Consider the following 12,030-nt stretch of genomic DNA (forward strand, 5'->3'; position numbering starts at 1 on the left):
ACGTCTGTTTCGGCATTCAGCGTCCTGCTGCAACGTCCGTGACAGCGAGCGTCCGCTAGAAGATCGGCAGGACGTCCACGCCGCGTTCCTCCTCGCTGCGCGCCCCGAAGATGCGGCGCTCCGACTCGGCGATCCGTACGTCGTTGATGCTGGCCTCCCTGCGCCGCATCAGCCCCGACTCGTCGAACTCCCACTGCTCGTTGCCGTAACTGCGCCACCACTGCCCTGACGGGTCGCGGGACTCGTACTGGAAGCGCACCGCGATCCGGTTGCCGAGCACCGCCCACAGCTCCTTGCGCAGCGCGTAGTCCAGCTCCCTGGCCCACTTGCGGCGCAGGAAGTCGATCACCGCGGCGCGGCCGATCAGGTGCTCGTCGCGGTTGCGCCAGACGGTGTCCTCCGTGTACGCGAGCGCCACCTTCTCCGGGTCGCGGGTGTTCCAGGCGTCCTCGGCGGCCTGGACCTTGACGCGGGCGGTCTCCTCGGTGAAGGGCGGGAAGGGCGGGCGTGACATGTGCAGGCCTCCTCAGCTGATCGTCGGTCGGGTCAGCTTAGGCACGTACCCACGACAGGCCCGCCCAGCCGCCTCACAGCAGCTTGTCGAGTGTGATCGGCAGGTCTCCGACGCGCTTCCCAGTGGCGTGCCGTACGGCGTTCGCGACCGCCGCCGCGACCCCCGTGATGCCGACCTCACCGATGCCGACGACGCCGAGCGGCATGGTCGGGTCGGGGACGCCGACGTCGTGCACCTCGATGCGCGGGATGTCGGCGTGCACCGGCACGTGGTACTCCGACAGGCTGGGGTTCACGATGCGGCCGTTGCGCGGGTCGACCAGCGTCTGCTCCGACAGTGCGAGCCCGATGCCCATGACGACGCCGCCGCGCATCTGGCTCGCCGCCGTCTTGGCGTTGACGATCCGGCCGGCGTCGAAGACGCTGAGCCAGCGCGCGACGCGCACCTCCATGGTGTCGGGATCGACGCGCACCTCGCAGAAGTGGACGGCGGTGGCCGCCTTGACGTAGCGGCGGCGGTCGCGCAGCGTGCGCAGGACGAAGCCGAGCATGCCCGACTTGATCGCGGCTTCGACGTGGTCGCGCCCCGCGGCGGTGAGGATGTCGGCGTACGTCTGCCCGCCCCCGGCGTGGTGCAGGCCGCCGTCGCGGGCGTGGAGGTCGTCGAGGCGGTGGCCGCGCAGCGGCGAGCCGGGCACCCGGCGGGCCAGGGCGAGCACCTCCTTCTTCACCTTGGCGCAGGCGGCGATCACACCGGCGGCGACGCTCGCGGTCTGCACCGAGCCGCCGGCCATCGGGCCGTCGGGGAGGTCGGAGTCGCCGTACTCGACGCGTACGGACTCAAGGGGCACCCCCAGCTCGTCGGCCGCGATCTGGGCCTGCGCGGTCGCCGCGCCCATGCCCATCTCCTGCATCCCGCAGCGCACCACCACCGTGCCGTCGGCGTGCAGCCGCACGGTGACGCTCGCGGGCAGGATCATCGCCGGGTGGTACGCGGTGGCCACGCCCATGCCGACGAGCAGCCGCCCGTCGCGCATGGCGCCGGCACGCGGGTCGCGCCGCCGCCAGCCGAACAGCTCGGCCCCTTTCGTGTACGCCTGCCGCAGTGTCCGCCGGGTGAGCTGCTGCCCGCCCACCGGGTCGCGCTCGGGCAGGTTGGCCAGGCGCAGCTCGATCGGGTCCATGCCGAGCTTCCAGGCCAGCTCGTCCACGGCCGACTCCAGCGCGAAGGTGCCGATGGCCTCGCCTGGAGCCCGCATGAACGTGGGGGACAGCAGGTCGAGGGTGATGCCCGACTCGCGCAGCAGGATGTTCGGTGCCGCATAAAGGTGGCGGGAGGCGGAGGTGATCGGCTCGGGCGCGCCGCCGATCCTGCTGGTCCTGGCCACGCTGGTGTGGATGAGCGCGGTCAGCCGGCCCTGCTCGTCGGCGCCCAGCGCGACCCGCTGCGTGCTGGGGGTGCGCCCGCCGACCGTACGGTAGACGCCTTCGCGGGTGAGCACGAGGCGTACGGGGCGGCCGGTGGCGCGGGCGGCCAAGACGGCGAGCAGCGTGCCGGGCCAGACCGAGCCTTTGCCGCCGAACCCGCCGCCGACGTACGGCGAGAGCACCCGGATGTCGGGCTCCGGCACCCCGAACCGCTTCGCGAGGTGCTTGCGCAGGAAGGCGATGCACTGCGAGGGCTCGTGCACGGTCAGCTTGTCGCCGTCCCAGACGGCGGTGGTGGCGTGCGGCTCGATCGCGTTGTGGTTGAGCGGCGGCGTGGTGAACGTCAGATCGACGGAGACCGGCGCGGCGGCCAGCGCCGACTCGGCGTCGCCCTTCTCCGCGTTGTGCTCCATGATCATGCTGTTCTTGAGCGGTACGGCGTTGGGCAGCTCGGCGGCGAAGTCGACCACCGAGGGCAGCTCCTGGTACGTCACCTTCACCAGCCCCGCCGCGTACCTGGCGGTCTCGGGCGTCTCGGCGACCACGACCGCGACCGGCTGGCCGTTCCAGTGCACCTCGTCGGTGGCGAGGTAATCAACGTTCGTGCCGGACGCCATGGCGCTGAGGTCGATCGGGCCCCCTTTGCCGAGTGGCTTCATGGCGGGGGCGTTCTCGTGGGTGAGCACCTCGATCACGCCGGGCACCGCGCGGGCGGCGGAGGCGTCGATGGCGGTGATGCGGCCCCGGGCGACCGTAGAGTGCACGAGCGCGGCGTGGGCGAGGCCCGGGTAGTGGTGCTCGGCGGCGAAGCGGGCCTGGCCGGTGGCCTTGGCGGTGCCGTCGATCCGGTCCACGGCCCGGCCGACGTAGGGGGTGCGGGTGACGGGCTCGGCGCGGGTGATGGTGGTCATCGGGCGGTTCCTTCCGTGGTCAGCTCGCGCAGGGTGGCCACGATCGTGCTGCGGGCGAGCCCGGCCTTGAACGCGTTGGCCGGACGTACGGTGGCCGCCGCCAGCTCGGCCTCGGCGGCGCGGCGGAAGGCGTCCTCGTCGGCCGGGCCGCCGGCCAGCAGCCGCTCGGCCTCCCTGGCCCGCCACGGCTTGGTGGCGACGCCGCCGAGCGCCAGCCGGACCTCGGCGATCACGCCGTCGCGCACGTCGAGCGCCGCCGCGACCGAGACGAGGGCGAAGGCGTACGAGGCGCGGTCGCGGACCTTGCGGTAGCGGGAGGGCGCGGCGAACGGCGGCAGCTCCACGGCGGTGATCAGCTCGCCGGGCGCCAGCGCGTGCTCCACGTCGGGGGTGTCCCCGGGCAGGCGGTGGAAGTCGGTGAGCGGGATGCGGCGGGTGCCGTCGAGACCTTGTACCTCGACGACGGCGTCGAGGGCGGCCAGCGCCACGGCCATGTCGGAGGGGTGGGTGGCGATGCAGTGCTCGCTCACGCCGAGGATCGCCGAGCCCCGGTTGAACCCGTCGAGCGCGTCGCAGCCCGCGCCGCGCTCGCGCTTGTTGCAGGAGGCGTCGGTGTCGTAGAAGTACGGGCAGCGCGTGCGCTGCAGCAGGTTGCCGCCCACGGTGGCCATGTTGCGCAGCTGCGCGGAGGCCCCGGCGAGCAGCGCCTGCGACAGCATCCGGTAGCGGGTGCGGACCCGCCGGTCGGCGGCCAGGACGCTGTTGCGGACGAGCGCGCCGACCCGCAGCCCTCCGCCGGGCAGGTCGTCGATGGTGTCGAGCGGCAGGCCGGTGACGTCCACGACGGTGTCCGGCTGCTCGATGCCCTCGCGCATGAGGTCCACGAGGTTGGTGCCGCCGCCGAGGTAGCGGGCGCGCGGCTCGGCGGTGGCGGCCCGCACGGCGGCCTCGATGTCGGCGGGCTTGACGTACGTAAACGGCTTCATCGTCCCGGCTCCCCCGCCCCGTCCGTGGAAACGTCCAAGATCGCCTGGACGATGCCGTTGTAGGCGCCGCAGCGGCACAGGTTGCCGCTCATCCGTTCCCTGATCTCCTGCTCGGTCAGACGGGGCGGCGCGTCCTGCCCGGTCGTGACCACGCTGGGCTGGCCGGCGGCGTGTTCGGCCAGCATGCCGATGGCCGAGCAGATCTGTCCCGGAGTGCAGTAGCCGCACTGAAGGCCGTCGTGGCGGACGAACGCCTCCTGCAGCGGGTGGTCGACGCCCTCGATGGTGGTGATCTCGCGACCGTCGTACTGGACGGCCAGCGCCAGGCACGAGTTGATCCGGATGCCGTCGACCAGGACCGTGCACGCGCCGCAGGCACCCTGATCGCAGCCCTTCTTGGGGCCGGTGACGCCGAGCCGGTCGCGCAGCGCGTCGAGCAGGCTCACCCATGGCTCGATGTCGAGGCTGACGACGTCGCCGTTCACTTTCATCCGTATATCGGTCACGCGATCTCCTCACGGTGCGGTCTAGGCGGGACGGTAACAGGACAGCGTTCACCTAACAAGAGAACGGCGTTCTCTTATCGCCGCGAGCTATGCTGCTGAAGTCATGACGAGGGCGGCGTTTCGCCGGGCCAGGCGGCCCGAGCACAAGCAACAGCGGCGGGAGGCGATCCTCACCGCGGCCCGCGAGCTCGCCCGTACCTCCGGTGTGCGCAACGTCAGCCTGGGCGCGGTCGCCGAGGCCGTCGGGCTGGCGAAGTCCAACATCGTCCGCTATTTCGGCACCCGTGAGGAGATCTACCTCGTGCTGCTCGCCGAGGAGTGGCGCTCCTGGGCCGACGCCGTACGCGCCGCTCTCCGCCAAAGCTCCGAGCCCGGCTCGCCGCATCGGATCGCGACGCTGCTGGCCGACACCCTGATCGAGCGCCCGCTCTTCTGCGACCTGCTCAGCCACTCGTCGACCACTCTGGAGCACAACGTCTCCGTCGAGGCCGCGCGCGCGTACAAGGTCACCGCGCTCTCGCTGGTCGCCGAGCTGGGCGAGCACGTGGCCGCGGCCGCGGGGCTGAGCCCGCGCGAGGGCGCGGAGCTGGTCGGCGCGGCGTGCGCGCTGGCCGGCATGCTCTACCAGGCGTCCAACCCGCCACCCGCGCTCGCCCAGGTCTACGCCGAGGACCCCGCGCTGGACGCCGCCTGCCCCAAGATGGAGCCCTCGCTCGCCCGCGCGCTCACGGCGCTCGCTGCGGGCCTGCCCGCGCTGCGCGAGCAGCAGCCGGGCTGAAACTTTCACCCGGATCCAGGCATTCCCGACCGCCTGAGCCCCTCGACCTGTACATCGGAGCGATTTGCACGGACCATGTGTGCCCGCCAACCTAACCGGTTAACAGAGAAGGGCACCCCTCCATGAGCACACGATTCGGGGCCGCCGCGGCGGCGCTCCTGTCGCTCCTCCTCACGATGCTGATCGCCCCCGCCTCGCCGGCGCAGGCCGCCGCCGGGCTGCGGGTGGACGGCACCAGGATCGTCGAGGCCAACGGGAACGCGTTCGTCATCCGCGGCGTCAGCCACGCGCACACCTGGTACACGAGCCAGACGGGCGCCTTCGCGCACATCAAGGCGCTGCGCGCCAACACCGTACGCGTGGTGCTGAGCGGCGGCAGGTGGCCGGCCAACGGCACATCCGATGTCGCCAACGTCGTCTCGCTCTGTCGGCAGAACCGGTTAATATGCGTGCTCGAAAACCACGACACCACCGGGTACGGCGAGCAGAGCGGCGCGTACACGCTGGACCAGGCCGTCGACTACTGGAACAGCGTCAAGAGCGCGCTCACCGGCACCGAGGACTTCATCATCGTCAACATCGGCAACGAGCCGTACGGCAACAACAACGTCTCGGCCTGGACGGACGCCACGATCGACGCCATCACCCGCATGCGCGGCCTGGGCTTCCAGCACCTGCTGATGGTGGACGCGCCCAACTGGGGCCAGGACTGGCAGTTCACGATGCGCGACAACGCCCAGCGGGTGGCCGACGCCGACCCGCAGGGCAACACGGTCTTCTCCATCCACATGTACGGCGTCTTCGACACCGCCGCCGAGATCACGGCGTACCTGGACGCGTTCAGGACCGCCGGGCTGCCGCTGGTGATCGGCGAGTTCGGGCACAACCACTCCGACGGCGACCCCGACGAGGACACGATCATGGCGCAGGCCCAGGCGCGCGGCATCGGCTACATCGGCTGGTCGTGGAGCGGCAACGGCGGCGGCGTCGAATACCTCGACATGGTCGATGATTTCGACCCGGCCAGCCTGACCTCCTGGGGTGAGCGCATCTTCAACGGCGCGAACGGCATCGGCCAGACCTCGCGCGAGGCGACGTTCTTCAGCGGCGGCACCTCCGACACCACCGTCCCCACGACGCCCGGCACCCCATCCGCGTCCGGCGTGACCGCCACCGGCGCCACCCTCACCTGGGCGGCCTCCACCGACGCGGGCGGCTCGGGCCTCGCCGGCTATGACGTCTACCGCGAGCAGGGCGACGACGACACGCTGCTCGGCCAGAGCGCCACGAACTCGATCACGCTCACCGGCCTGACCCCCGGCACCGAGTACGAGGTGTACGTCAGGGCCCGCGACGGCGCGGGCAACCAGTCGGCGGCCTCGCCGGCCACGACGTTCACCACCGAACCCGGCGGCGGGAACGGCGACGGCGGCTGCACCGCCGAGGGCACCGTACAGACCCAGTGGAGCGACGGGTACGTGGTGCAGCCGGTCACCGTCACCAACGACGGCGACTCCGGCATCACCGGCTGGACGGTCACCTTCACGCTGCCCGCCGGGCACACGCCGGCCGGGTCGTGGAACGCCTCGCTGTCGGTGAGCGGCCAGACGGTCACGGCCAGGAACGCCGCCTACAACGGCACGCTCGCCCCGGGCGGCTCGACCGGCTTCGGCTTCCAGGTGAACCGGCCGAGCGGCGACACCGCCACCGTCTCGTCCTTCACCTGCGCGGCCTCCTGACGTGGAAGAGCCCTCCTCCCCCACAGCTACCCAGGGGGAGGAGGGCGGCCCGTCCCGGCCCCGGCGGAGGGTTCCGGGGCCGGGACAGGCGTCAGCGGACCGTCACGGTGGCCTTGGCGGCGATGGTCGTGCCCGCCACCTGCCCGTCACGGTGAACGTGCCCGGCTCGGCGTACCGCTCGGGATCGACGGCCTCCCAGGTGACGGCCACCGAGCTGTCCTTGGAGCCGTCGTTGTACGTCGCCACGACCGTCTTCGGCAGCACCGGCGCGACCCCCGCCCTGGTCGTGACGGCCTCCTCGGCGATCGAGGTGATGGTCACCGCGTCGGTGGCGCGCACGTACACGGTGGCCTGGGCGGGCTCGCGCACGCCCTCGGCGAGCCCGGCGACGGTGAAGCCGGTGCCGCCGGTCTCGACCTGGTCGGGCGTCACCTGCTGCCAGGTGACCGGGGCCCGGCTGCGCGCGCCGTCGGCGTAGACGGTCTCGACGGTGTCCGGCAGCTTCGGCAGCACGCCCACGAGGGTGGGCACGTGCACGGGCCGCACCTGCTGTCCGGGCAGACGGGGACGGTGGGGCTGCTCACCTCCGACAGCGTCGGCCGGTTCGGCATCCCGGTGCTGCTGGGCGCGGAGGACGCGTTCGGGGCAGGAGAGATGGCGGTGCTGCTGTGCGACGCGCGCGGCGACGCCATCAGGGAGCAGCACCACATCCGCGCGCTGCTGTCGCGGCGCGTCGACGGGCTGATCGTCGTGGGCGAGAGCACCAACCCGCGGCCGTCGATCAGCAAGGACCTGCCGGTCCCCGTCGTGTACGCCTACGGCCCTTCCGAGGACCCCGACGACGTCTCGTTCGTCCCCGACGACGTGGGCGCCGCCGAGATGGCCGTCAACCACCTGCTGGCGCTCGGCCGCCGCCGCATCGCCCACATCACCGGCCCCATGCACTACAAGGCGGCCCGCGACCGCGAGGAGGGCCTGCGCAGGGCCCTCGCCGCGGCGGGCGTCGAGCAGGCGGGCGGCACCCTGTCCGGCGTGTGGTCGCAGCGGTGGGGGCGGCACGCCGCCGAGATGCTGCTCATGGCCGAGCCGGAGATCGACGCGGTGTTCTGCGTCAGCGACCAGATCGCCGCCGGGTTCGTCGAAGCCGCCCGGGAGCGGGGCCGCCGGGTGCCCGACGACATCGCGGTCGTCGGCTACGACAACTGGGAGGTGCTCTCCACCGAGACCAGGCCCGCGCTGACCACCGTGGACATGAACCTGGAGGTGCTCGGCAGGACGGCGGCCCAGCACCTGTTCGCGGCCATCGACGGCAAGGCGACGCCCGGCGTGCACGCGCTGCCCTGCCAGCTCGTCATCCGCGACAGCACGGCCCCACCCGGCATCTCCTGACCGGCCGTGGGCGCGGGCCCATGCCCGCCTTGGCCCGAGAGCCGCGGACCCGCCACCCCGGAGCCGGCGCGGCCCTGCCTCCGCAGCGGCTCGCGATCGGCCGCCACCCCGGAGACCCGCGTCGGACGCACCGCCCGCCCCTTCCCCTGGACCGCACGCCCGGCCACCGGCGGGCGGGCGGTTCGTGAGGGCGGTGCGGACGCACGATCTCCGGGGTGGTTTCCTATACCCATGCCTGATCTCGTGGTGGACGGCGGCGACAAGCTGTGCGTGCAGTTGCTCATCGAGTTGCGCGGCCACGTGCGCAAGGCCGGCCCCGGCGCGGTGATCCACCTCATCGCCACCGATCCCGCCGCCTCCGTGGACCTTCCCGCGTGGTGCCATCTGACCGGGCACACCTACCTCGGGCCCGTCGAGGGGGCGGAACGCCCGACGTACGCGCTGCGCGTGGCCGCGGGCGCCAAGGAGACGCAGGACACCAAGCCCTGGCACGCGGCTTAAGCGGTTAATATCAGTCCGTGAAACGTCCCACGATCGCCGACATCGCCAGCCGGGCGGGGGTCTCCAAAGTAGCGGTCTCCTACGCGCTCAACGGTCAGCCCGGGGTGTCGGAGGCGACGCGGGCCAGGATCGTCGCCATCGCCGAGGAGATCGGCTGGCGGCCCAACAGCGCGGCCCGCGCACTCAACGGCGCGCGGGCCAACTGCGTGGGGCTCGCGCTCTGCCGGCCCGCGCGCGTCCTCGGCGTCGAGCCGTTCTTCATGGAGCTGATCAGCGGCATCGAGGGCGTGCTCGCCGACCGCTCGTACGCCCTGCTGCTGCAGGTCGTCACCAGCCACCAGCAGGAGATCGAGGTCTACCGCACCTGGTGGGGCGAGAGCCGCATCGACGGCGTCTTCCTCGTCGACCTGCACTACTCCGACTCCCGCGTGGCCGAGCTCGAACGCCTCGGCATGCCCGTCGTGGTCATCGGGCACCCGTCGGAGTCGGGCTCGCTGTCGGCCATCTGGTCCGACGACGGCCAGGCCGTACGCGAGACCGTCGGCTACCTGGTGGCGCTCGGCCACCGCCGCATCGCCAGGGTGGCCGGGCTGCCCGAGCTGGTGCACACGGCGGTGCGCGACCAGGCGTTCGTGCAGGCGTGCGAGGGCGTGGCACAGCACGTCATCGTGCACACCGACTACACCGGCGAGGAGGGGGCGCGCGCCACCAGGCGGCTGCTCAGCTCGCCCGACCGGCCCACCGCCATCGTGTACGACAACGACATCATGGCCGTCGCCGGGCTGTCGGTGGCGCAGGAGATGCGGGTGGAGGTGCCGCGCGACCTGTCCATCGTGGCATGGGACGACTCGCCGCTGGCCCGGGTCGTACGCCCGCCGTTGACCGCTCTCACCCGCGACATCCCCGCGTACGGCGCGCACGCGGCACAGCGCCTGCTCGCCTTGATCGCGGGCGAGAGCGTGCCCCCGTACGAAGACCAGGCCGCCAGCCTCACCCCGCGTGGCAGCACCGGCCCCGCCGCCTGACGGAGTCCCTGCGCGGCACGTGCCGCGGGCGATGGGCGGGGCGGCTGGCAGACCGCCTCTCCCCGCTCTCGCGGCACGTGCCGTCCCCTCCTTCGCGGCGTTTCCTTCAGGGCCGCCTCCGCGTCCCCCGCGCGGAGACGGCTCCGTACAGAACGAGTGCGCGAGAGACCTGCTGAGTACCTCTGTACCCGAACGTGACCTGAAAGGGAGCTAATCGTAACCTTTCGCGCAGGGTCGCAGGCGTTCCGCGCAGGGTCGCAGTCGGTGCGCGAAGGGACGCGGACGGTTCGCGCAGAGACGCAGGCGATGCGCGCAGGGGCGCAGGCGGTTTCGCGCAGGGTCGCGGGCGGCGGCAGAAGGCGCGTAAGGCCAGGTCGGCCGGGTAGGCGGCCCCGTATGACCGATGCCTTCGACACCGACATGCTGTGGGAGCAGTTCCACCGGACCGTCAACATGAACTCCGAGGAGCTGCGCGTCTTCCTGCTCGCCGACGCATCCGGCGAGGAAGGCTCCCCCGCCGACCCCGACCTGGGCATCGACGAGCTGGGCCGGGGCGTGCTGCATGTCCTGGCCAAGCGCAAGGGCGACCTCACCGGCACCGACCTCGACGTGATGCGCCGGGTGGTGGAGCTTGTCGAGACCGTCGGCGACCGTACGGACGACGAGTCCAGAAGGGAGCTGATGACGGTGGGGCACGACCCGCTGAGAGGATGACCGCATGATCGACCCGCGTCCCTGGATCGAGGGGTACGTCCGAGCCTGGAACTCCAACGACCCTGACGACATCGCCGCCCTGTTCACCGAGGGCGCGGTGTACTACCCGGAGCCGTACAGCAGGCCCTGGCAGGGGCGCGAGGAGATCATCTCGCAGTGGCTGGCCCGCCAGGACAAGCCGGGCGAGACGGACTTCCAGTGGCATCCGGTTTGCGTCACCGATGACGTGAGCATTATCCAGGGAGTCACGACATATCCGGACAAAACGTTCAGCAATCTATGGGTGATCCGGTTCGCACCCGACGGGCGGTGCCGGGAATTCACCGAATGGTGGATGCGGCACGACCTCAAGTGATGCAATGGGCCGAGCCGTTTTCACCCGAGGAGATCCGTTGAGAGACAACCTCGACCTCGCCGCCAGCGCCCAGGAACTCGCAGACGCCGCCCCGACGGGATCGATCGACCGCGCCGCCGCCACGTCCGTGGCCATCACCCTGGCCACGACGCGCGACATCGACTCGGCGAGAAAGACCCTCGACGGGGTGACCCCGGCCGAAGTCCGCGAGGCCGCCCTGGCCCTGTTCGACCGCCTCGCCACCGCCGACGCGTGACGAGATACCGGCACTGACCGCGCCGGTGGCGCCACCCAGCGTGCCGTCGATCGCCGTCGCGCTGCCCGCCTGAGCGACGCGCCCCGCCCGACCGGAGCGCGGGTCCCGGCATGCTCACCCCGGCTCAGCAGGGGGCGGCCGTTTCCGGCCGGCGCGCCTCTCCCCCGAGTCCCCGAGACCCGCCTCGCGCGATCAAGATGCGGCGCGCCGGCCTCCACACGCCCCTGACCGGTCAGGGGGTGGCTCCTGCCGTCTTGCCGTTCGGGGTGCCGAGGCAGGCGGTGAAGGCTTGGCGGGCGCGCTCGCCCAGGCCGACCACGCCATCAGGGCGGGCGCCGCCCCCCGCGCCCTGGTCGTCGGCGCCGACATGATGACCGCCGTGACCGACTGGACCGACCGCACCACCTGCGTGCTGACCGGCGACGGGGCCGGCGCGGCCGTCGTCGAGGCGGCCGATGAGCCGGAGATCGGGCCCGTCGTGTGGGGTCCGCGCCCGAGCTCGGCACCGCCGTACGCATCGAGGGCACCCCCATCCGCTTCTCCCAGGACGGTCAGACCGTCTACCGGTGGGCCACCACCCGGCTGCCCGAGATCGCCAGGCAGGCATGTGAGCGCGGCGGCGTCCGTCCCGAGGAGCTGGCGGCGGTCGTGCTGCACCAGGCGAACCTGCGCATCATCAAACCCGTCGCCGCCCGGCTCGGCGCGGTCAACGCCGTCGTCGCCAAGGACGTCGTGGAGTCGGGCAACACCTCGGCCGCCAGCGTGCCGCTCGCGCTGTCGAAGCTGCTGGAGGAGGGGAAGGTGGCCAAGGGGGCGCCGATGCTGCTGTTCGGGTTCGGCGGCAATCTGTCGTAGCCGGGATGGTGGTCCGCTGCCCGTGATGCGGCTCGATGCGTACTGTGGACTGCGGCACGCGGGCGTGGAGGGGC

General features: G+C 72.1%; 14 protein-coding genes and 1 pseudogene. 10 read left to right on the plus strand and 5 right to left on the minus strand.

Features of this window, described 5'->3' with window-relative positions; all coding sequences use genetic code 11:
- Nucleotides 1–55: 55 nt before the first annotated feature.
- The 4 genes from ACFMQL_RS10380 to ACFMQL_RS10395 form a co-directional block, all read right to left on the minus strand.
- Nucleotides 56–514: a nuclear transport factor 2 family protein gene (locus tag ACFMQL_RS10380; RefSeq protein ID WP_378785432.1), complete on the minus strand. Its 459-nt coding sequence runs from the start codon at nt 512–514 to the stop codon at nt 56–58.
- 73 nt (nt 515–587) lie between these two features.
- Nucleotides 588–2,852 (minus strand): xanthine dehydrogenase family protein molybdopterin-binding subunit, encoded by a 2,265-nt coding sequence (locus ACFMQL_RS10385; protein ID WP_378785434.1) that lies wholly within the window; start codon nt 2,850–2,852, stop codon nt 588–590.
- Entirely contained in the window at nt 2,849–3,838 is a 990-nt protein-coding gene (locus ACFMQL_RS10390; RefSeq protein WP_364068155.1) for a xanthine dehydrogenase family protein subunit M, read from the minus strand. The genes ACFMQL_RS10385 and ACFMQL_RS10390 overlap by 4 nt, the downstream gene beginning before the upstream one ends.
- Nucleotides 3,835–4,329, minus strand: coding sequence for a 2Fe-2S iron-sulfur cluster-binding protein (locus ACFMQL_RS10395; protein ID WP_364068384.1), 495 nt, complete (start codon nt 4,327–4,329; stop codon nt 3,835–3,837). The genes ACFMQL_RS10390 and ACFMQL_RS10395 overlap by 4 nt, the downstream gene beginning before the upstream one ends.
- Before the next feature lie 118 nt (nt 4,330–4,447).
- Here ACFMQL_RS10395 and ACFMQL_RS10400 point away from each other — a divergent pair, with 118 nt between their 5' ends.
- Nucleotides 4,448–5,122: a TetR family transcriptional regulator gene (locus ACFMQL_RS10400; protein WP_364068157.1), complete on the plus strand. Its 675-nt coding sequence runs from the start codon at nt 4,448–4,450 to the stop codon at nt 5,120–5,122.
- A 122-nt stretch (nt 5,123–5,244) separates the two neighbouring features.
- Complete coding sequence (locus ACFMQL_RS10405; protein ID WP_378785436.1) at nt 5,245–6,861, plus strand: cellulase family glycosylhydrolase; 1,617 nt, start codon at nt 5,245–5,247, stop codon at nt 6,859–6,861.
- A gap of 102 nt (nt 6,862–6,963) precedes the next feature.
- On the opposite strand, the gene ACFMQL_RS10410 is transcribed toward ACFMQL_RS10405, so the two are convergent.
- Nucleotides 6,964–7,398, minus strand: coding sequence for an Ig-like domain-containing protein (locus tag ACFMQL_RS10410; RefSeq protein WP_378785438.1), 435 nt, complete (start codon nt 7,396–7,398; stop codon nt 6,964–6,966).
- Here ACFMQL_RS10410 and ACFMQL_RS10415 point away from each other — a divergent pair.
- The 8 genes and pseudogenes from ACFMQL_RS10415 (at nt 7,393) to ACFMQL_RS10450 (ending at nt 11,956) form a co-directional block, all read left to right on the plus strand.
- Nucleotides 7,393–8,250: a substrate-binding domain-containing protein gene (locus ACFMQL_RS10415; RefSeq protein ID WP_378785440.1), complete on the plus strand. Its 858-nt coding sequence runs from the start codon at nt 7,393–7,395 to the stop codon at nt 8,248–8,250. The two genes, ACFMQL_RS10410 and ACFMQL_RS10415, sit on opposite strands and share 6 nt — an antisense overlap.
- A 231-nt stretch (nt 8,251–8,481) precedes the next feature.
- Entirely contained in the window at nt 8,482–8,751 is a 270-nt protein-coding gene (locus ACFMQL_RS10420; RefSeq protein ID WP_364068165.1) for a sulfurtransferase TusA family protein, read from the plus strand.
- A 17-nt stretch (nt 8,752–8,768) separates the two neighbouring features.
- Nucleotides 8,769–9,776 carry a LacI family DNA-binding transcriptional regulator gene (locus ACFMQL_RS10425; protein ID WP_364068167.1) on the plus strand — a complete coding sequence of 336 codons (1,008 nt, stop codon included), beginning with the start codon at nt 8,769–8,771 and terminating at the stop codon, nt 9,774–9,776.
- A 396-nt stretch (nt 9,777–10,172) separates the two neighbouring features.
- Nucleotides 10,173–10,490, plus strand: a complete 318-nt coding sequence (locus ACFMQL_RS10430) for a DUF3140 domain-containing protein (RefSeq protein ID WP_364068169.1) — start codon at nt 10,173–10,175, stop codon at nt 10,488–10,490.
- 4 nt (nt 10,491–10,494) lie between these two features.
- Entirely contained in the window at nt 10,495–10,845 is a 351-nt protein-coding gene (locus tag ACFMQL_RS10435) for a nuclear transport factor 2 family protein (protein ID WP_364068171.1), read from the plus strand.
- Nucleotides 10,846–10,882: 37 nt separating this feature from the next.
- Nucleotides 10,883–11,101 carry a hypothetical protein gene (locus ACFMQL_RS10440; protein ID WP_364068173.1) on the plus strand — a complete coding sequence of 73 codons (219 nt, stop codon included), beginning with the start codon at nt 10,883–10,885 and terminating at the stop codon, nt 11,099–11,101.
- A 289-nt stretch (nt 11,102–11,390) separates the two neighbouring features.
- A pseudogene (locus ACFMQL_RS10445) lies at nt 11,391–11,522 on the plus strand (3-oxoacyl-ACP synthase); the annotation flags it as partial.
- 59 nt (nt 11,523–11,581) lie between these two features.
- Complete coding sequence (locus ACFMQL_RS10450) at nt 11,582–11,956, plus strand: 3-oxoacyl-[acyl-carrier-protein] synthase III C-terminal domain-containing protein (RefSeq protein ID WP_364068175.1); 375 nt, start codon at nt 11,582–11,584, stop codon at nt 11,954–11,956.
- Nucleotides 11,957–12,030: the final 74 nt, after the last annotated feature.

This window comes from Nonomuraea fastidiosa, from assembly GCF_042751225.1.
GTDB classification, from domain to species: Bacteria; Actinomycetota; Actinomycetes; order Streptosporangiales; family Streptosporangiaceae; genus Nonomuraea; species Nonomuraea fastidiosa.